15 protein-coding genes and 1 riboswitch are annotated in these 19,750 nt (G+C 56.9%); of the genes, 10 read left to right on the top strand and 5 right to left on the bottom strand.

Annotated elements, in window-relative coordinates; genetic code table 11:
- Positions 1-61: 61 nt before the first annotated feature.
- Positions 62-1,240, bottom strand: coding sequence for a sugar efflux transporter (locus tag ACQG2G_RS03560; RefSeq protein ID WP_248078612.1), 1,179 nt, complete (start codon positions 1,238-1,240; stop codon positions 62-64).
- A 121-nt stretch (positions 1,241-1,361) separates the two neighbouring features.
- The gene (gene sgrT / locus ACQG2G_RS03555; protein ID WP_013095557.1) at positions 1,362-1,514 is read right to left on the bottom strand and encodes a glucose uptake inhibitor SgrT; all 153 of its coding nucleotides are present in this window, start codon (positions 1,512-1,514) and stop codon (positions 1,362-1,364) included.
- Between the two features lie 88 nt (positions 1,515-1,602).
- Between sgrT and sgrR the strand changes: the two genes are divergently transcribed.
- The 4 genes from sgrR to thiQ all read left to right on the top strand — a co-directional run bounded on the left by sgrR (position 1,603) and on the right by thiQ (position 6,681).
- Positions 1,603-3,258 (top strand): HTH-type transcriptional regulator SgrR, encoded by a 1,656-nt coding sequence (gene sgrR, locus ACQG2G_RS03550; protein ID WP_061771512.1) that lies wholly within the window; start codon positions 1,603-1,605, stop codon positions 3,256-3,258.
- Positions 3,259-3,294: 36 nt separating this feature from the next.
- Positions 3,295-3,395: riboswitch (TPP riboswitch) on the top strand.
- Between the two features lie 31 nt (positions 3,396-3,426).
- Complete coding sequence (thiB, locus tag ACQG2G_RS03545) at positions 3,427-4,410, top strand: thiamine ABC transporter substrate binding subunit (RefSeq protein ID WP_061771513.1); 984 nt, start codon at positions 3,427-3,429, stop codon at positions 4,408-4,410.
- Positions 4,386-5,996: a thiamine/thiamine pyrophosphate ABC transporter permease ThiP gene (thiP, locus tag ACQG2G_RS03540; protein ID WP_045292748.1), complete on the top strand. Its 1,611-nt coding sequence runs from the start codon at positions 4,386-4,388 to the stop codon at positions 5,994-5,996. The genes thiB and thiP overlap by 25 nt, the downstream gene beginning before the upstream one ends.
- Positions 5,980-6,681, top strand: coding sequence for a thiamine ABC transporter ATP-binding protein ThiQ (gene thiQ, locus ACQG2G_RS03535; protein ID WP_061771514.1), 702 nt, complete (start codon positions 5,980-5,982; stop codon positions 6,679-6,681). Before thiP ends, thiQ begins: the two co-directional genes overlap by 17 nt.
- On the opposite strand, the gene ACQG2G_RS03530 is transcribed toward thiQ, so the two are convergent.
- Together ACQG2G_RS03530 and araC are read right to left on the bottom strand one after the other, a co-directional pair.
- Complete coding sequence (locus ACQG2G_RS03530; RefSeq protein ID WP_057071069.1) at positions 6,671-7,438, bottom strand: DedA family protein; 768 nt, start codon at positions 7,436-7,438, stop codon at positions 6,671-6,673. The genes thiQ and ACQG2G_RS03530 overlap by 11 nt on opposite strands.
- 128 nt (positions 7,439-7,566) lie before the next feature.
- Positions 7,567-8,412 carry an arabinose operon transcriptional regulator AraC gene (gene araC, locus ACQG2G_RS03525; RefSeq protein WP_013095551.1) on the bottom strand — a complete coding sequence of 282 codons (846 nt, stop codon included), beginning with the start codon at positions 8,410-8,412 and terminating at the stop codon, positions 7,567-7,569.
- A gap of 336 nt (positions 8,413-8,748) precedes the next feature.
- Between araC and araB the strand changes: the two genes are divergently transcribed.
- The 6 genes from araB (at position 8,749) to rluA (ending at position 18,892) form a co-directional block, all read left to right on the top strand.
- Positions 8,749-10,458 (top strand): ribulokinase, encoded by a 1,710-nt coding sequence (araB, locus tag ACQG2G_RS03520; protein WP_248078609.1) that lies wholly within the window; start codon positions 8,749-8,751, stop codon positions 10,456-10,458.
- A 10-nt stretch (positions 10,459-10,468) separates the two neighbouring features.
- Positions 10,469-11,971 (top strand): L-arabinose isomerase, encoded by a 1,503-nt coding sequence (araA, locus tag ACQG2G_RS03515; RefSeq protein WP_020688483.1) that lies wholly within the window; start codon positions 10,469-10,471, stop codon positions 11,969-11,971.
- An 86-nt stretch (positions 11,972-12,057) separates the two neighbouring features.
- Positions 12,058-12,753, top strand: a complete 696-nt coding sequence (gene araD, locus ACQG2G_RS03510) for an L-ribulose-5-phosphate 4-epimerase (protein ID WP_013095548.1) — start codon at positions 12,058-12,060, stop codon at positions 12,751-12,753.
- A 74-nt stretch (positions 12,754-12,827) separates the two neighbouring features.
- Positions 12,828-15,185 (top strand): DNA polymerase II, encoded by a 2,358-nt coding sequence (gene polB / locus ACQG2G_RS03505; RefSeq protein ID WP_061772598.1) that lies wholly within the window; start codon positions 12,828-12,830, stop codon positions 15,183-15,185.
- A gap of 128 nt (positions 15,186-15,313) precedes the next feature.
- On the top strand, positions 15,314-18,220 hold the full coding sequence (rapA, locus tag ACQG2G_RS03500; protein ID WP_045292756.1) for an RNA polymerase-associated protein RapA: 2,907 nt from the start codon (positions 15,314-15,316) through the stop codon (positions 18,218-18,220).
- A 12-nt stretch (positions 18,221-18,232) separates the two neighbouring features.
- Positions 18,233-18,892: a bifunctional tRNA pseudouridine(32) synthase/23S rRNA pseudouridine(746) synthase RluA gene (rluA, locus tag ACQG2G_RS03495; RefSeq protein WP_020688480.1), complete on the top strand. Its 660-nt coding sequence runs from the start codon at positions 18,233-18,235 to the stop codon at positions 18,890-18,892.
- Between the two features lie 31 nt (positions 18,893-18,923).
- On the opposite strand, the gene djlA is transcribed toward rluA, so the two are convergent.
- Positions 18,924-19,742 (bottom strand): co-chaperone DjlA, encoded by an 819-nt coding sequence (gene djlA / locus ACQG2G_RS03490; RefSeq protein ID WP_013095544.1) that lies wholly within the window; start codon positions 19,740-19,742, stop codon positions 18,924-18,926.
- Between the last annotated feature and the right edge of the window lie 8 nt (positions 19,743-19,750).

Raw genomic sequence — 19,750 nt, 5'->3', positions numbered from 1 at the left:
CTATTTGTCTTCTTAAACCCTGTCAGAAAATCGTTTCATTTCGTGAAGGCGCCTTCCAGAATCAGACGTCTTTTACGCGCCAGGTCAGCATCAGCGTGACAATCGACGTTAGTGCAATCATCCAGTACACCGACCCATGTCCATAGCTTTGCGACAACGCCCCCTGAATCACCCCCGCCAGAATTACCCCCGTAGAGATACTGTTGGTAAAGAGTGTGGTCGCCGACCCTGCCCGCCCGGGCATTAAATCCTGGAACCAGAGCATCCCTATCCCGGCCACGATCCCGATAAACACAGCATTAAACAGCTGCAGCGCCAGCAACGCCTCTCGTGAATGGAAGAAAATCAGCCCCAGGTAAAAAAGCACTCCGGCCGCTACGGCTATCAGCATCATCCGGCGTTTCCCGAGATGTTTGACGTAGTATCCCGCCAGAATCATCGCCGGAATTTCCAGCCCGGCGGCCGTCCCCATTAAGATCCCCGCGAGCTTATCCGGCAGCCCCAGATCGCTGCTGATCCACAGCGGCATATCGATGATATACATGGTGTTGCAGGTCCACATCAACGTGGAGGCGATAAACAGCATACGGACGTTTTTATCCTGCCAGCCGCTCACCTGAGTAATCGGTTTATCCGCTGTCTGTTCGACACGCGCCACTGACGGCAGCACAAAGGCAATCAGTGCCAGGCTAATGGCAAAAATCCCCGCAGCGATGGAAAACATGGCGGTAAATCCGTAATTCAACGCCAGCATAAAGGCCAGCGGCGGACCAATAACCCATGCAAGAGAGAGCTGCGCACGCATCACCGAGCTAAACATCACTACTTCCCGCGCCGAATTGTCGGCATATTCCCGGGCCAGCGCGAACAGCTGCGGCATGGCGGTATTCGCCAGTGAAGCCAGCAGCACGCCGCAGGTGATCAGCGTCAGGTAGTGACGATTAAAGGCAAACAGCAGTGCGTTACCCACAGCCATGGCGCAACAAAAGAGGATCAACTTGCGGCGATCGCCCTGGTTGTCGGATCGTTTCGCCAGCCCCAGGCTCACCAGGATCCCGGCGATGGCGTTCACGGTATAAAACAGGCCGACCCAAAACGGCTGCGCCCCCACCTCCCGGCTGAGAAAAAGACTCAGCGTCGGTGCCTGCAGCGCCCCCGCCACGCCCATCATAAAGGCCACCAGCATAAAAGCGGCATACACGCCGTTCAGGCGTCGCCCCATCGTCATTAACCAGAGCATCTGCAAGTCCTTGTGAAAGCGAATCGAAATTGGGTGAAAGAATAAACGAAAAAAGCCAGCAAAAAACATTTTGCTGGCGGGTGATAAGCACCAATACTCAGTCACACATGATCGAGGCGAGTTAGCGAGAAGAGGTCGGTTTCGTAACGTCCCACTGCATCAGTTCTTCTAACATTTTCAGCCGTTGCTCAGCACACTGACGGGCCAGCCAGGACGTTCCTTTTGTCGCTGAAAAGTACTGCTGATAAAACTGACGAGCGGTAGACCTCTTCATAATGTACCTCCTCACTTCATCGGGAATCATTATTGGCTTAATATAGGGATTAATAAATTGCTGATTTTTTGTCAGGAGTTCCCCTTTTATGCCTTCTGGTCGTCTGCAACAACAATTCATCCGCCTCTGGCAGTGCTGCGAAGGGCAATCGCAGGAGACCACGCTTAACGAACTGGCTGAACTCCTTAACTGCTCCCGACGTCATATGCGCACGCTGCTTAACAGCATGCAGCAACAGGGCTGGTTAAACTGGGAAGCCGAAGCGGGACGCGGCAAACGCTCACGCCTGACCTTTCTCTATACCGGGCTGGCCTTGCAGCAACAGCGAGCAGAAGACCTGCTGGAACAGGACAGAATCGATCAGCTGGTGCAACTGGTAGGCGATAAAGCCGCAGTACGTCAGATGCTGGTCTCCCATCTTGGGCGGAGTTTTCGTCAGGGCCGCCACATTCTGCGGGTGCTCTACTATCGCCCGATGAAGAATCTGCTCCCCGGCACGGCCTTACGCCGCTCAGAAACCCATATGGCGCGACAAATATTCAGCGGCCTGACGCGAATAAATGAGGAAAATGGGGAACTGGAAGCTGATATTGCGCACCACTGGCAGCAACTCTCCCCACGTCACTGGCGCTTTTTCTTACGTCCAGGCATCCACTTTCACCACGGCCGCGAGCTGGAAATGCGCGATGTCATCGCCTCACTGGAACGTGCCCGCAAGCTTCCGCTTTATTCGCATATTTCACGCGTTCACTCCCCCACCGCCTGGACGCTGGATATTGAACTGTCTCAGCCGGATAAATGGCTCCCCTGGCTGCTGGGGTATGTCCCATCAATGATTTTGCCAGGAGAGTGGGAATCGCTGCACAATTTTGCCAGCCAGCCCATTGGCACCGGGCCCTATGCCGTGTCGCGTAACACCAATAACCAGCTGAAAATTCGCGCGTTTGATGACTATTTTGGCTACCGTGCGCTGATCGACGAAGTGAACGTCTGGGTATTACCGGATCTCAATGAAGAGCTCAGCGCCGGGCTGACGCTTGAAGGCCCCACAACGGGCGAAAAGGCGGTGGAAAGCCGCCTTGAGGAGGGCTGCTACTACCTGCTGTTTGACAGCCGCACCCACCGCGGGGCCAATCAGGCGGTACGCAAATGGATCAGCCATGTCTTATCTCCTTCCAATCTGATTTACCATGCGGAAGAACAGTATCAGACGTACTGGTTCCCGGCGTACGGGTTGCTTCCTCGCTGGCATCATGCCCGGCCTGCCCACTGTGACAAACCGGCAGGGCTGGAGTCTGTTACCCTGACCTACTACCGCGAGCACGTGGAACACCGTTTTATCGCCAGGATCATGACCAGACTGCTGGCTGCAGAAGGCGTCCGGCTGGACATCAGGGAAGTGGACTATGACGAATGGCACCAGGGGGAACTGACCAGCGATATCTGGCTGAACAGCGCCAACTTCACCCTGCCGCTCGATTTCTCGCTCTTCTCACACCTGTATGAAGTCCCGCTGATCCAGCACTGTATCGATCGGGACTGGCAGCAGGATGCGGCGCAGTGGCGCGCGGGTGAGATGAACCTGGCCACCTGGTGTCAGGCGCTGCTGGCCGAACAGGCAATCGTGCCGCTGATCCACCACTGGCTGATGATCCAGGGCCAGCGCAGTATGCGGGGGCTACGGATGAATACGCTGGGCTGGTTTGATTTTAAATCCGCCTGGTTTGCGCCACCAGAGCCATAACACTTTCGTAATATTCGCCAAATCATTACAATAGCGCCGTTCTCAACGGGGTGCTGCATCACTGATGTGCGCTGAGATAATACCCGTCGAACCTGATCCGGATAACGCCGGCGAAGGGATTTGAGGCTGTCGCTCAAAATCCTTTGCCACTCAACCTTGAGGTGCAAAGTGTTAAAAAAAGTGCTTCCCCTGCTGGCGCTGTTTGCGCTACCTGCTTTCGCAAAACCCGTCCTGACGGTCTACACCTACGACTCCTTTTCAGCCGACTGGGGCCCAGGCCCGGTCGTCAAAAAAGCCTTTGAAGCCGACTGCAACTGCGAACTGAAATTCGTGGCGCTGGAAGATGGCGTCTCGCTGCTTAACCGTCTGCGTATGGAAGGTAAAAACAGCAAGGCCGACGTGGTACTCGGCCTGGATAACAACCTGCTGGATGCGGCCTCGCAAACGAAACTGTTCGCCAAAAGCGGCGTAGCGGCAGATGCGGTTAACGTGCCGGGCGGCTGGAAAAACGACACCTTTGTGCCGTTCGATTACGGATATTTTGCGTTTGTTTATGACAAAAACAAGCTGAAGAATCCGCCGAAAAGCCTGAAGGAGCTGGTGGAAAGCGACCAGAAATGGCGCGTGATTTATGAAGATCCGCGCACCAGCACGCCGGGTCTGGGGCTGCTGCTGTGGATGCAGAAGGTATACGGTGATAAAACGCCGGAGGCGTGGCAGAAGCTGGCCGCCAAAACCGTGACCGTCACCAAAGGCTGGAGCGAAGCCTATGGCCTGTTCCTGAAAGGGGAGAGCGACCTGGTGCTGAGCTACACCACCTCCCCGGCTTATCACATTATCGCCGAGAAGAAAGACAATTACGCCGCCGCTGATTTCGCTGAAGGTCATTATCTGCAGGTGGAAGTGGCTGCCCGCACTGCCGCCAGCAAGCAGCCGGAACTGGCCGAGAAGTTCCTGAAATTCGTGGTCTCCCCGGCGTTCCAGAATGCGATCCCAACGGGTAACTGGATGTATCCGGTGACCAACGTGACGCTACCTGCTGGCTTTGAGCAACTGACCAAACCGCAAACCTCGCTGGAGTTTACGCCGCAGCAGGTCGCCGCGCAGCGAGCAACATGGGTAAGTGAATGGCAACGCGCCGTCAGCCGCTAATTCCCGGCTGGTTATTTCCCGGACTGCTCGCCGCGGTAGTGATGGTGGCGGTCAGTCTGGGTGCTTTTCTGGCATTGTGGTTTAACGCGCCGGAGAGTGATCTGCTCTCTCTCTGGCACGACAGCTATCTCTGGCACGTCATCCGGTTCTCTTTCTGGCAGGCGTTTCTCTCTGCCCTGCTGTCGGTGATCCCGGCCATTTTTCTTGCGCGGGCGCTCTACCGCAGACGCTTCCCCGGCAGGGAGGCGCTGTTGAGACTGTGTGCCATGACGCTGATCCTGCCCGTCCTGGTGGCGGTATTTGGGATCCTGAGCGTGTATGGTCGTCAGGGCTGGCTGGCCGCCCTCTTTAACCTGCTTGGTCTGGAGTGGACCTTCTCCCCTTACGGACTCAAAGGTATTCTGCTGGCGCACATCTTTTTCAACATGCCCATGGCGACCCGGCTTTTTTTACAGGCGCTGGAGGCTATCCCCGGCGAGCAGCGTCAGCTTGCGGCACAGCTGGGTATGCGCGGCTGGTCATTCTTCCGCTTTGTCGAATGGCCGTGGCTGCGCCGTCAAATCCCTCCGGTTGCGGCGCTGATCTTCATGCTCTGTTTTGCCAGTTTCGCCACCGTGCTTTCTCTTGGTGGTGGACCACAGGCGACCACCATCGAACTGGCGATTTACCAGGCGCTGAGTTACGACTACGACCCCGGCCGCGCTGCGCTTCTGGCTCTGGTACAGATGCTGTGCTGTCTTGTGCTGGTCCTGCTGAGTCAGCGTCTGAGCAAAGCCATTCCACCGGGCAGTCATCAGATTACAGGCTGGCGCGATCCACAGGACAGCCTGCACAGCCGAATCGCGGATGTGATGTTGATCGTACTGGCCCTGCTGTTGCTTCTGCCACCGCTGATGGCCGTCATCGTCGATGGCGTTAACCTTAACCTCGTCTCCGTGTTGCAACAGCCCGTCCTCTGGCAGGCGACCTGGACATCCTTGCGCATCGCACTGGCTGCCGGGCTATTGTGTGTCGTGCTGACCATGATGCTGCTGTGGAGCAGTCGCGAACTTTATGCGCGCCAGGCGCGCAAAGCCGGACAAGCGCTGGAGCTGACGGGGATGTTAATCCTCGCAATGCCGGGCATCGTCCTGGCAACCGGCTTCTTTTTATTGTTCAACAGTACGGTTGGTCTGCCGGAAAGCGCCGACGGAATCGTGATTTTTACCAACGCCCTGATGGCCATTCCCTATGCGCTGAAGGTGCTGGAAAACCCCATGCGCGACGTTAACAGCCGTTACGCTTTGCTGTGTCAGTCGCTTGGTATACAGGGCTGGCGCCGGTTAAAGGTGGTTGAACTGCGAGCGCTGAAACGCCCGCTTGCTCAGGCGCTGGCCTTCGCTTGTGTGCTCTCCATTGGTGACTTTGGTGTGGTGGCGCTCTTTGGCAATGAAGATTTCCGCACGCTGCCATACTGGTTGTATCAGCAGATCGGCTCCTACCGCAGCCAGGAGGGGGCCGTCACGGCGCTGTTGCTGCTGTTGCTGTGCTTTGCCTTATTTACCGTTATCGAAAAACTTCCGGGGCGCAATGTTAAAACTGACTGATGTCACCTGGCTCTACCAACACCTGCCTATGCGTTTCAGCCTGTCGGTAAGCCCGGGTGAGATGATTGCCGTGCTTGGCCCAAGCGGGGCAGGGAAAAGTACCTTACTCAATCTGATTGCCGGTTTTCTGCAACCGGCAAGCGGGTCGATAATGATTGAAAACAACGACCATACCTACACCCCGCCCGCCAGGCGTCCGGTCTCGATGCTGTTCCAGGAAAATAACCTATTCACCCATCTGACGGTGCGGCAAAACATCGCGCTGGGTATGGATCCGGGGCTGAAACTGAACGACGCACAGTGCCAGAAGCTGGAAATTATTGCCGGGCAGATGGGCATTACCACGTTTATTGACCGGCTCCCCGGAGAGCTCTCTGGCGGACAACGTCAGCGCGTGGCGCTGGCTCGCTGTCTGGTTCGCGAGCAGCCGATACTGCTGCTGGATGAGCCCTTCTCTGCACTCGATCCCGCGCTGCGTCAGGAGATGCTCGCCCTGGTACAGGAGGTCTGCCAGCGTCAGCAACTGACGATGCTGATGGTGTCACACAGTATTGAAGATGCCGCACGCATCGCCCCGCGATCGGTGGTGATCGCGGAGGGTCGGATCGTGTGGGATGGTGAAACCGAAGAGTTGATGAGTGGTAAAGCAAGCGCGTCGCACCTGCTGGGGATCCTTAACGGCTGACCACCTTCAACAGGATCTCACCGTACACTGGCATCAGCGGGTGGCGAATCAGCGCGATCAGCGCCACGATGGCAACGCCCAGCGTCAGCGGCGCCAGCCACAGCAAGCGCGAGCGAGGCAGATAGCGCGTCAGACGATCGACATTCGCTTTCGCGCTGCGCCATAGCCGCCAGCACAACCATGCAGCGAGCCATAACAGCAGCGCTGTTGCCAGCAATAACCATTTAAAGCCACCGCTCTGCACATCGTCAGGAATATCAATTGCCGCCCCCGCCAGGATCCCCGGCAGGAAGTAGAACGGCGGCCAGAAGACGCAGCCGATAATGTTCGGCAAAACGAATTTTGCGACGGGCAGATCCAGCATCCCGGCGACCATCGGCACCAGCGGACGCGTTGGCCCGACAAAGCGTCCGACGAGGATCGTAAACATGCTGTGCTGATGCAACGCATGCTCGGTTTTATCCAGCAACGCTTTGTTCTTCTTCATAAAAGACCAGCGGTGCAGCGGCTTCTTGAAACGCCAGCCCAGCCAGAAGGAGATCCAGTCGCCCAGTAAGCAGCCGATCATACCGGCCAGCCATGCCTGCCAGAAATTGACCTCACCGCTGCCAATCAACGCGCCCAACGCCGCCATCATCACCGTACCAGGCAGGATCAGCCCAACCAGCGCCAGCGATTCCAGAAACGCCACCAGCGCAACGGCGATAAGCGAATACATAACGGACTGGGTAATAAAATGTTCCAGCAATGCCTGCATAACTATTCCGGTCAGAAAACGAATCAGGGATTCTGCTTAGCGCCCTGCACCGCGTCAAGACAACAATTGTCTGAATAGTTTACAGGTTGCTTCCGTTGTTCACCTGCTTGTTTATCTTTTTTTACCGTTTATTCACATCCCGCCCGGAATTCACTGGGGCTGGCACCAGTGCATTTTTTAAATACGCGGGAAAAATAGAGCTGATCTTCAAAGCCCACATTGCGCCCGACGGTGGCAATGGGCATCCGGGTGGTGCTGAGCAGCAGTTTCGCCTGGCTGATGCGCTGATCTTCGCGCCAGCTCAGCACGCTGACACCCAACTGCTGCCGGAACAGATGCGATAGCCGCGACGGCGACAGGCAGACATGCTGGGCCACGCTGGCGATATCAAACTGGCTGTCGGCCAGGTGGTCGCTGATGTACTGGCAGGCATCACGCACACGGTTATCCAGCGGCGGATTAAGCGACGCGTTAATCGCCTCCATCCGGCGCAGTAACACCTGTTCAAGCAAATTAATCGCCAGCAGCTCAGCGTAGCGCCCACCGGCCTGCCCTGCCTCTATGATCTGGGCAAACAGCTCGCGGAACTGGGCCAGATGAGCGTCGTCCGGGCGGTAAAAACCGGTGTGTGCAAAAATGGCTGGCCACGAAAGCCACTCCTGCCAGTAGGCGCGGGGGCGGAAGTAGACCCACTGGTGATACCACTCTTTGGCATCCGGATGACGCCCGTAATGGTGGATCTCGCCAGGCGGAAACAGCAGCATATCACCGGGACGACAGACGAACTGCTGATCGTTGTTTTTGATTATCCCTTCCCCACGCACGGTCAGGTTCAGAATGTACCCTTTCATCCCAAGCGGACGGTCAACGTAAAAATCGAGATATCCCTCAGCCTCGATAGGGGTCAGCCCCGCCACCAGGTGGGCGTTAAACGAATAACCCGGCAGTAAGGGATCGTTTTGCGTTTCGGCCATAGATTCAGTTCTCCCGACGGTACTGAAGGAAACCAATTGTCCATATCGTTAAAAGCCGTATAAAAATGGCCTGCGACGAGATCCAAAAAGCATCACGTCTCTTTTACGTCCGCCATGTTTCAGCCTTCCCCCCTGATTTCTCCGCCAGAGTGGGCAGATAAGCAGTAACAAAAGTGTCTATAAGTGCGGCAGAAATGTCCACATTGAATATTTGCACGGCGTCACACTTTCCATCTCAACAGCAATTTAGTCCATAAGATTAGCGGATCCTGCCTGACGATTTTCGCCCCCAGTCTCTAATGTTCTCTCATACCTGTTTTCTGATGGAGCAACACCATGGCAATTGCGATTGGCCTCGATTTTGGCAGCGACTCGGTTCGCGCCCTGGCAGTGGACTGTACGTCCGGCCAGGAGATAGCAACCAGCGTTGAGTGGTACCCACGCTGGCAAGAGGGGCGCTACTGCGATGCGCCAAACAACCAGTTCCGTCACCATCCACGCGACTACATCGAGTCGATGGAAGCGGCAATCAAAACCGTGCTGGCAGAATTGACTGACGCCCAGCGTGCAGAGGTGGTTGGGATTGGCGTAGACAGCACCGGTTCTACCCCCGCGCCAGTGGATGCGGAAGGCCGGGTGCTGGCGCTGCGTCCTGAGTTCGCCGACAACCCGAACGCCATGTTTGTGCTGTGGAAAGACCATACCGCCGTCGAAGAGGCCGAAGCCATCACCCGGTTGTGCCACCAGCCGGGCAAAACCGACTATTCGCGCTACATCGGCGGAATTTATTCCAGTGAATGGTTCTGGGCCAAGATCCTGCATGTCACCCGCGCTGACGCAGCGGTTGCACAGGCAGCCGCATCGTGGATTGAACTGTGTGACTGGGTTCCTGCCCTGCTCTCGGGTACCACCCGCCCGCAGGATATTCGCCGCGGCCGCTGCAGCGCCGGGCATAAATCGCTATGGCATGAAAGCTGGGGCGGTCTGCCACCGGCAGCCTTCTTCGATGAACTCGATCCGATTATCAACAAGAGCCTGAAGTACCCGCTCTTTACCGACACCTTTACCGCCGATATTCCGGTGGGCACGCTCTGTGAAGAGTGGGCAACACGCCTGGGCCTGCCGCAAAACGTGGCAATCTCCGGCGGTGCGTTTGACTGCCATATGGGCGCGGTGGGCGCTGGCGCCCAACCCAATACGCTGGTGAAAGTGATCGGCACCTCCACCTGCGACATCCTGACGGCGGATAAGGCCATCGTCGGTGACCGCGCAGTGAAAGGTATCTGCGGACAGGTCGACGGCAGCGTGGTGCCGGACTTTATCGGTCTGGAAGCCGGGCAGTCTGCGTTTGGCGATATTTACGCCTGGTTTGGTCGGGTACTGGGCTGGCCGCTGGACCAGCTGGCGACCGCGCACCCGGAACTGAAAACCCAGATTGCCGAGAGTAAGAAACAGCTGCTGCCCCAGCTCACCGCCGCGTGGGCGAAAAATCCGTCTCTTGAACACCTGCCGGTGGTGCTCGACTGGTTCAACGGCCGCCGTACGCCATTTGCCAACCAGCGTCTTAAAGGTGTTATCACCGATCTCAATCTGGCGACCGATGCCCCGGCCCTGTTTGGCGGCCTGATTGCAGCTACCGCCTTTGGCGCGCGCGCGATTATGGAGTGCTTCACCGAACAGGGCATTGACGTCAATAACGTCATGGCGCTGGGCGGTATCGCCCGTAAAAACCCGGTGATCATGCAGGCCTGCTGCGACGTGCTGAACCGTCCGCTGCAGATTGTCGCGTCCGATCAATGCTGCGCGCTGGGTGCGGCTATTTTCGCCGCCGTTGCCGCGGGCGTACACGCCGATATCCCGACTGCACAGCAGCATATGGCAAGCGCGGTCGAAAATACCCTTCAGCCGCGTGCTCAACAGGCGCAACGCTTTGAACAGCTTTATCAGCGCTACCAGCAATGGGCAAAAAGCGCCGAACTTCACTATCTCCCTGTCGCCGCCCCGTCAAAACACACCGCGGATACGACGGCAACCCTGACCCATTAAGGACACGACGATGACCATTTTTGATAATTATGAAGTGTGGTTTGTGATTGGCAGCCAGCATTTATACGGACCGCAAGCGTTGCAACAAGTGACGAAACATGCGGAACACGTCGTGAACGCGCTGAATGCTGAGGCCAAACTGCCATGCAAACTGGTGCTGAAGCCGCTGGGCACGACGCCGGATGAGATCACCCATATCTGCCGTGACGCGAACTACGACGATAAATGCGCGGGTCTGGTGGTGTGGCTGCACACCTTCTCACCCGCCAAAATGTGGATCAACGGTCTGTCTATCCTCAACAAACCGCTGCTGCAATTCCATACCCAGTTCAACGCCTCCCTGCCATGGGACAGCATTGATATGGACTTTATGAACCTGAACCAGACCGCACACGGCGGCCGTGAGTTCGGCTTCATCGGCGCCCGTATGCGTCAGCAGCACGCCGTAGTGACCGGACACTGGCAGGATCAACATGCGCAGAAACGCATCGGCTCCTGGATGCGTCAGGCCGTTTCCAAACAGGATACCCGCCATCTGAAAGTGGTGCGATTTGGCGACAACATGCGTGAAGTGGCAGTCACCGACGGTGATAAAGTTGCCGCGCAGATCAAGTTCGGTTTTTCCGTGAACACCTGGGCCGTGGGTGACCTGGTGCAGGTCGTCAATGAGATCGGCGATGGCGACGTGAGCGCGCTGGTTGACGAATACGAAAGCAGCTACCGCCTCACCGCAGCGGCGCAGGTGAAGGGTGACAAACGCCAGAACGTGCTGGACGCGGCGCGCATTGAACTGGGGATGAAACGCTTCCTGGAACAGGGTGGCTTCCACGCCTTTACCACGACATTTGAAGATCTCCATGGTCTGAAACAACTGCCGGGTCTGGCAGTACAACGTCTGATGCAGCAGGGCTACGGCTTCGCGGGCGAAGGCGACTGGAAAACTGCCGCTCTGCTTCGCATCATGAAAGTGATGTCAACCGGTCTGCAGGGCGGCACCTCCTTTATGGAGGACTACACCTACCACTTCGAAAATGGCAACGACCTGGTACTCGGTTCACACATGCTGGAAGTGTGCCCGTCCATTGCCGTCGAAGAGAAACCGATCCTCGACGTGCAGCATCTCGGCATTGGCGGCAAAGCGGATCCGGCACGTTTGATCTTCAACACCCGTACCGGCCCGGCCATCAACGCCAGCCTGATCGACCTGGGCGATCGTTTCCGCCTGCTGGTGAACTGTGTGGATGCGGTTGAAACGCCACACGCGCTGCCAAAACTGCCGGTCGCCAACGCCCTGTGGAAAGCGCAGCCCGATCTGCCAACCGCCTCCGAAGCCTGGATCGTCGCCGGTGGTGCACACCATACCGTCTTCAGTCACGCGCTGGATCTCAACGATATGCGTCAGTTCGCTGAACTGCACGATATCGAACTGACCGTGATCGATAACGATACCCGCCTGCCCGCGTTTAAAGACGCGCTGCGCTGGAATGAAGTCTATTACGGTTCGAAACGTTAAGTACGACGTGCCCGGTGGCACTGCGTTTACCGGGCCTACGATTGTGTAGGCCGGATAAGCGAAGCGCCATCCGGCGGGAGACAACAATGCTAGAAGATCTCAAACGCCAGGTACTCGAAGCCAACCTGGCGCTGCCTAAACATAATCTGGTGACCCTGACCTGGGGCAACGTCAGCGCCGTTGACCGCGAAAAAGGGGTGTTCGTCATCAAGCCTTCCGGCGTGGATTATACGGTGATGACCGCTGACGATATGGTTGTGGTCAGCATTGCAACCGGTGAAGTGGTGGAAGGGAAGAAAAAACCCTCCTCCGATACCCCCACCCATCGCCTGCTGTATCAGGCATTTCCGACCATCGGCGGCATTGTGCATACCCACTCGCGTCATGCGACTATCTGGGCGCAGGCAGGCCAGTCCATCCCGGCTACCGGTACCACGCACGCAGACTACTTTTACGGCACCATCCCGTGCACCCGCCTGATGACCGATGCGGAAATCAACGGTGAGTACGAGTGGGAAACCGGCAATGTGATTGTCGAAACCTTTGAAAAACAGGGAATCGACGCAGCACAGATGCCTGGGGTGCTGGTGCATTCTCACGGCCCGTTTGCGTGGGGCAAAAATGCGGAGGATGCAGTGCATAACGCGATTGTGCTGGAAGAGGTAGCCTATATGGGCATCTTCTGTCGTCAACTGGCACCACAGTTGCCGGATATGCAACAGACGCTGCTGGACAAACACTACCTGCGCAAGCACGGTGCAAAAGCCTATTACGGGCAATAAACTGTATATAAACCCAGCATAAAACCGCTAACCAGGCTATAATCAGGCCTGGTTTTGTTTTATGGGATAACGGCGTGACGCAGGCGCAAGAAGGTTTTTTACTGACCCGACACTGGCGGGATACGCCTCAGGGAACAGAGGTGGAGTTCTGGCTGGCGACGGACAACGGCCCGCTGCGCGTTACCCTGCCGCCACAGGAGTCCGTGGCATTTATTCCTGAAGCCCACATCGACAAAGTAAAGCAGCTACTGCGCGGTGAAAACAACTGGCGCATCACGCCACTTGGGCTGAAGGATTTCCATCGCCAGCCGGTTTCTGGCCTCTATTGTCGCGCCCATCGCCAGCTGATGCGCTATGAAAAACTGCTGCGCGAGGCGGGCGTCACCCTGTACGAAGCCGATATTCGTCCCCCGGAACGTTTCTTGATGGAGCGGTTTATTACCGCCCCTGTCTGGGTTGATGGCACAGCGCACAACGGCGGGCTGATTAACGCCCGTCTGAAACCCAACCCGCACTACCGTCCGCCGTTGAAATGGGTCTCACTGGACATCGAAACCACCCGTCACGGTGAACTGTACTGTATTGGTCTTGAAGGCTGCGGCGACCGGGTTGTCTATATGCTCGGGCCACCGAATGGTGATGCCTCCGCGCTGGACTTCCGACTGGAGTACGTCAACAGCCGGCCACAACTGCTGGAAAAACTGAACCAGTGGTTTGCCGATCGCGATCCCGATGTCCTGATCGGCTGGAATGTGGTGCAGTTCGACCTGCGGGTACTGCAAAAACACGCCGAGCGTTACCGCATCCCGCTCATGCTTGGGCGGGGTCATAGCGAACTGGAATGGCGCGAGCACGGTTTCAAAAACGGCGTCTTCTTCGCACAGGCCAACGGTCGCCTGATTATCGACGGCATCGAGGCGCTGAAATCCGCATTCTGGAATTTCTCTTCCTTCTCGCTGGAGGCAGTGGCGCAGGAGCTGCTGGGGGAAGGGAAATCCATCGATAATCCGTGGGACCGAATGGATGAGATCGACCGCCGCTTCAACGAAGACAAACCGGCACTTGCCACCTATAACCTGAAAGATTGTGAGCTGGTTACGCAGATTTTCCACAAAACCGAGATCATGCCTTTTCTGCTGGAACGCGCCACAGTGAACGGTCTTGCCGCTGATCGGCACGGCGGTTCCGTGGCGGCATTCAGCCATCTGTACTTTCCCCGCATGCACCGGGCAGGCTACGTCGCACCGAACCTGGGGGACGTGCCGCCGCAGGCAAGCCCTGGCGGCTACGTGATGGATTCCCGGCCGGGACTGTATGACTCCGTGCTGGTACTGGACTACAAAAGCCTCTACCCCTCGATTATCCGCACCTTTTTGATTGATCCGGTGGGGCTGGTAGAGGGGATGGCGCAGCCGGACGATACGCACAGCACCGGCGGGTTTCTGGGGGCGCGTTTCTCACGGGAGAAACACTGCCTGCCGGAGATCGTGGGGCAGATCTGGCACGGGCGCGACGAGGCCAAGCGCCACGGCAACAAGCCGCTTTCTCAGGCGCTGAAAATTATCATGAATGCCTTTTACGGTGTGCTGGGCACCAGCGCCTGTCGCTTCTTCGACCCGCGTCTCGCCTCGTCTATCACCATGCGCGGGCATGAGATCATGCGCCAGACAAAGGCGCTGATCGAATCCCAGGGCTATGAAGTGATCTATGGCGATACCGACTCCACCTTCGTCTGGTTGAAGGGCGCGCACGCCGAAGAGGAAGCCGCGCGAATTGGCAAACAGCTGGTGGCCTTCGTGAACGACTGGTGGCAAGCGCATTTGCAAAAAGAGCGGTTAACCAGTGCGTTAGAGCTGGAGTATGAAACCCATTTCAGCCGCTTTTTAATGCCCACTATCCGTGGAACCGATCAGGGCAGCAAGAAACGCTACGCCGGACTGATTCAGGAAGGTGAAAAGCAACGCATGGTGTTTAAAGGGCTGGAGACGGTGCGCACAGACTGGACTCCGCTGGCTCAGCAGTTCCAGCAAACGCTCTATTTGCGGATCTTTCGTAATGAGCCTTATCAGGACTACGTCCGCGAGACGATAGCCAGCCTGATGGCCGGCGAGCTCGACAACCAGCTGGTGTATCGCAAACGCCTGCGCCGCCCGCTGGCCGAGTATCAGCGTAACGTTCCGCCACACGTCCGCGCCGCGCGTCTGGCGGATGAAGAGAACGTCCGTCGGGGGCGCGCCCCGCAGTATCAGAACCGGGGCACCATTAAGTATGTCTGGACGACAAACGGGCCAGAGCCCGTGGATTATCAACACTCTGCGCTGGACTACGACCACTACCTGACGCGCCAGCTTCAGCCCGTCGCGGATGGAATTTTGCCGTTCATTGACGACGATTTTGCTACACTAGTGACAGGGCAACTTGGCCTATTTTGACACGTGACGAAATCGCTGCCATCCAGTACCATAGCGCCCTTTCCACTCCCGGACCCATTTTTCGATGACCGTCTTTTTTGACGGTGGTTGAACTATTGCCTGCAATTAAAGATTAGAGCCGAACATATATGCCTTTTACACTTGGTCAACGCTGGATCAGCGATACAGAAAGCGAACTTGGATTGGGAACCGTGGTTGCAGTCGATGCACGCATGGTCACCCTCCTTTTCCCTGCTACCGGTGAAAACCGCCTGTACGCTCGCAATGACTCCCCTGTTACCCGCGTGATGTTCAATCCAGGTGACACCGTGACCAGCCACGACGGCTGGCAGCTAAAGGTTGAAGACGTAAAAGAAGAGAATGGTCTGCTCGCCTACATTGGGACTCGCCTCGACACTGACGAGAGCAATGTCATCCTGCGTGAAGTGCTGCTCGACAGCAAACTGGTTTTCAGCAAGCCGCAGGATCGCCTGTTTGCCGGGCAAATCGACCGTATGGATCGCTTCTCCCTGCGCTATCGCGCACGTAAATTCCAGAGTGAACAGTACCGCATGCCGTGGAGCGGCCTGCGTGGTCAACGCACCAGCCTGATCCCTCATCAGCTGAATATCGCCCATGACGTTGGCCGTCGTCATGCGCCTCGCGTACTGCTGGCAGACGAAGTGGGCCTCGGTAAAACCATTGAAGCCGGTATGATCCTGCATCAACAACTGCTCTCTGGCGCCGCCGAGCGCGTGCTGATCGTGGTACCGGAAACGCTGCAACACCAGTGGCTGGTTGAGATGCTGCGCCGCTTTAACCTTCGTTTCTCGCTGTTTGACGACGAGCGCTACGCCGAAGCCCAGCATGACGCAGACAACCCGTTTGAAACCGAACAACTGGTCATCTGCTCCCTGGACTTCGTGCGCCGCAGCAAGCAGCGTCTTGAGCATCTGTGCGACGCAGAGTGGGATCTGCTGGTGGTCGACGAAGCGCACCACCTGGTCTGGAGCGAAGAGGCACCGAGCCGTGAATACATGGCGATTGAACAGCTTGCCGAGCGCGTGCCGGGCGTCCTGCTGCTGACCGCTACGCCGGAGCAGCTGGGGCTGGAGAGCCACTTCGCCCGTCTGCGCCTGCTCGATCCAAACCGTTTCCATGACTTTGAGCAGTTTGTCGAAGAACAGAATAATTACCGCCCGGTTGCCGATGCTGTCGCCATGCTGCTGGCGGGCAAACGCCTCTCGAATGACGAACTCAACACCCTGAGCGATCTGATTGGCGAACAGGATATTGAGCCGCTGCTGCAGGCAGCCAACAGTGACAGCGACAACGCGGGATCCGCGCGTAAAGAGCTGATCGATATGCTGATGGACCGCCACGGCACCAGCCGCGTGCTATTCCGTAACACCCGTAACGGCGTGAAGGGCTTCCCGAAACGCGAACTGCATACCATCAAGCTGCCGCTGCCGACGCAGTATCAGACGGCAATAAAAGTCTCCGGCATTATGGGGGCGCGCAAAAGCCAGGAAGAACGTGCGCGCGACATGCTCTACCCGGAGCAGATTTATCAGGAATTTGAAGGCGATACCGGAACCTGGTGGAACTTCGACCCGCGTGTTGAATGGCTGATGGGTTACTTAACGGCTCATCGTTCACAGAAAGTGCTGGTGATCTGCGCCAAAGCGGCCACCGCGCTGCAGCTGGAGCAGGTTCTGCGCGAGCGCGAAGGTATTCGAGCCGCCGTGTTCCACGAGGGCATGTCCATTGTCGAGCGTGACCGCGCCGCGGCCTGGTTCAGTGAAGAAGACAGCGGCGCACAGGTTCTGCTGTGCTCTGAAATCGGTTCTGAAGGGCGTAACTTCCAGTTCGCCAGCAACCTGGTGATGTTCGATCTGCCGTTCAACCCAGACCTGCTGGAACAGCGTATCGGCCGTCTGGACCGTATCGGTCAGGCGCATGATATTCAGATCCACGTCCCTTACCTGGAAAAAACCGCTCAGTCGGTGCTGGTACGCTGGTTCCACGAAGGTCTGGACGCGTTCGAACATACCTGTCCGACGGGACGCACCATTTACGATCAGGTGCATACGGATCTGATCGGTTACCTGGCAGCGCCGGAAAATACGGACGGTTTTGATGAGCTGATCAAATCCTGTCGCGAAAAGCATGAGGCTCTGAAAGCGCAGCTGGAGCAGGGACGTGACCGCCTGCTGGAAATCCACTCCAACGGTGGCGAAAAAGCGCAGGCGCTTGCCGAAAGCATTGAGGAGCAGGATGACGACACCAGCCTGATCAGCTTCGCCATGAACCTGTTCGACATCGTCGGGATTAACCAGGACGATCGCGGCGAGAACATGATCGTGCTGACCCCATCCGATCATATGCTGGTTCCGGATTTCCCGGGCCTGCCGGAGGATGGTTGCACCATCACCTTTGAGCGTGACGTGGCGCTGTCTCGCGAAGACGCGCAGTTCATCACCTGGGAACACCCGTTGATCCGCAACGGCCTCGACCTGATCCTTTCCGGCGACACGGGTAGCAGCACGATTTCCTTGTTGAAAAACAAAGCATTACCCGTTGGTACGCTGCTGGTTGAGCTGATCTATGTTGTGGAAGCGCAAGCGCCGAAACAGCTGCAGCTCACCCGCTTCCTGCCGCCAACGCCAGTGCGTCTGCTGCTGGATAAAAACGGCACCAACCTGGCTGCACAGGTTGAATTCGAGAGTTTCAACCGCCAGCTGAGCGCAGTAAACCGCCACACGGGCAGCAAACTGGTCAACGCCGTACAACAGGACGTGCACGCCATTCTGCAGTTGGGTGAAACGCAGATCGAAAAAGCGGCCAGGACGCTGATTGATGCCGCTCGCGAGGAAGCCGATGAGAAACTGTCTGCAGAGCTGTCTCGTCTGGAAGCGTTAAAAGCGGTGAACCCAAACATCCGTGATGACGAACTGACCGCGATTGAGAGCAACCGTCAGCAGGTGCTGGAAAGCCTGAATCAGGCAAGCTGGCGTCTGGATGCCCTGCGTCTTATTGTTGTGACGCATCAGTAAACGGAGCACAAGATGGTGATGGAGCCTTACAATCCGCCGCAAGACCCGTGGCTGGTTATCCTTTATCAGGATGAACACATTATGGTGGTCAACAAGCCAAGCGGCTTGTTGTCCGTGCCGGGGCGTCTGGATGAGCACAAAGACAGCGTGATGACACGTATTCAGCGTGATTATCCCCAGGCGGAGTCCGTTCATCGCCTGGACATGGCAACCAGCGGCGTGATTGTGGTGGCGCTGAACAAAGCGGCTGAACGTGAACTCAAACGTCAGTTCCGCGAGCGTGAGCCGAAAAAGCAATATGTCGCACGCGTCTGGGGCCATCCCGCGCAGGCGGAAGGGCTGGTGGATCTGCCGCTGATTTGCGACTGGCCAAATCGACCAAAGCAGAAGGTGTGCTATGAGACGGGCAAGGCCGCGCAAACCGAGTATGAAGTGCTGGAGTACGCGCCGGATAACACCGCACGCGTGCTGCTTAAGCCCATTACCGGGCGTTCACATCAGCTGCGTGTGCATATGCTCGCACTGGGGCATCCGATTCTGGGAGACCGTTTTTACGCCCCCCCGGAGGCGCTGGCTTCAGCGCCGCGTCTGCAGCTTCATGCCCAGACGCTCACCATCACCCACCCGGCGTTTGGCAACGCAATGACGTTTAAAGCCCCGGTGGACTTCTAAAAAAAATGGCCCGACTGTGTCGGGCCATTTTTTATTTGAAATTTTTCTGCTCTTTTATCAGCTCGTACGCTTTCTGGATTTCCTGCGCTTTTTGCTTCGCCATCTCCATCATCTCTGGCGGTAAGCCCTTCGCGACCAGTTTATCCGGGTGATGTTCACTCATCAGCTTACGATAGGCACGCTTGATGGTTGTTGCATCATCCGAAGGTTTCACGCCAAGCACGTTACAGGCGTCTTCCAGCGTCGGGCCACGCTGCGCCTGCTGCCAGCCGCCGCCAGAGGATTGATGCTGTTGATAGCCGCCACCAAAATGTGCGCCGCCCTGCATCATGCGCAGGAACTGGTCGAACTGCATGCGGGAGATCCCCAGCTCTTCGGCGATCACGTATAACACATCGCGTTCATTCGGATGAAGAGACCCGTCGGCAAACGCCGCCTGAATCTGGATCTCCAGAAACATCCGAATTAAATCAAAACGGCCGAAACAGATACTGCGGAACTGACGCATTTTTTCGCGCAGCGGATAGTTATCCGATTTACCGATGCGAAACGCATTTTGCGCCGCCACACGAGATTCCCCGTGCAGATTCATGCGGTCCATAAATACGCTGGCAATCTGAATATCGGCTTCCGTCACCCGCCCTTTTGATTTGGTTAAGTGCCCCATCACCTCAAAGGTGGTGGAGAAAAAGAGGGACTGACGCTCGCGCTGGTTGGCGAACCACGCCATTTTGCGGCTGCGTGCCTTATCGAACATATGGCCAATAATCAGGCCAAGTACGATGCCCCAAAACCCGGCACCCATGATGATGGCGAACGCAACGCCGATGATTTTACCCCAATACTGCATATACTCCC

Origin of the sequence: Enterobacter cloacae complex sp. 382A5 (assembly GCF_050031095.1) — a bacterium.
GTDB lineage: Bacteria > Pseudomonadota > Gammaproteobacteria > Enterobacterales > Enterobacteriaceae > Enterobacter > Enterobacter cloacae.
This window is presented reverse-complemented; position numbering and strand designations above follow the sequence as displayed.

Coding starts and splice junctions, on each gene's coding strand:
- ACQG2G_RS03560 (WP_248078612.1), bottom strand. CDS start 1,240: ATGCTCTGGTTAATGACGATGGGGCGACGCCTGAACGGCGTGTATGCC.
- sgrT (WP_013095557.1), bottom strand. CDS start 1,514: ATGAAGAGGTCTACCGCTCGTCAGTTTTATCAGCAGTACTTTTCAGCG.
- sgrR (WP_061771512.1), top strand. CDS start 1,603: ATGCCTTCTGGTCGTCTGCAACAACAATTCATCCGCCTCTGGCAGTGC.
- thiP (WP_045292748.1), top strand. CDS start 4,386: ATGGCAACGCGCCGTCAGCCGCTAATTCCCGGCTGGTTATTTCCCGGA.
- thiQ (WP_061771514.1), top strand. CDS start 5,980: ATGTTAAAACTGACTGATGTCACCTGGCTCTACCAACACCTGCCTATG.
- ACQG2G_RS03530 (WP_057071069.1), bottom strand. CDS start 7,438: ATGCAGGCATTGCTGGAACATTTTATTACCCAGTCCGTTATGTATTCG.
- araC (WP_013095551.1), bottom strand. CDS start 8,412: ATGGCCGAAACGCAAAACGATCCCTTACTGCCGGGTTATTCGTTTAAC.
- araB (WP_248078609.1), top strand. CDS start 8,749: ATGGCAATTGCGATTGGCCTCGATTTTGGCAGCGACTCGGTTCGCGCC.
- araA (WP_020688483.1), top strand. CDS start 10,469: ATGACCATTTTTGATAATTATGAAGTGTGGTTTGTGATTGGCAGCCAG.
- araD (WP_013095548.1), top strand. CDS start 12,058: ATGCTAGAAGATCTCAAACGCCAGGTACTCGAAGCCAACCTGGCGCTG.
- rapA (WP_045292756.1), top strand. CDS start 15,314: ATGCCTTTTACACTTGGTCAACGCTGGATCAGCGATACAGAAAGCGAA.
- rluA (WP_020688480.1), top strand. CDS start 18,233: ATGGTGATGGAGCCTTACAATCCGCCGCAAGACCCGTGGCTGGTTATC.
- djlA (WP_013095544.1), bottom strand. CDS start 19,742: ATGCAGTATTGGGGTAAAATCATCGGCGTTGCGTTCGCCATCATCATG.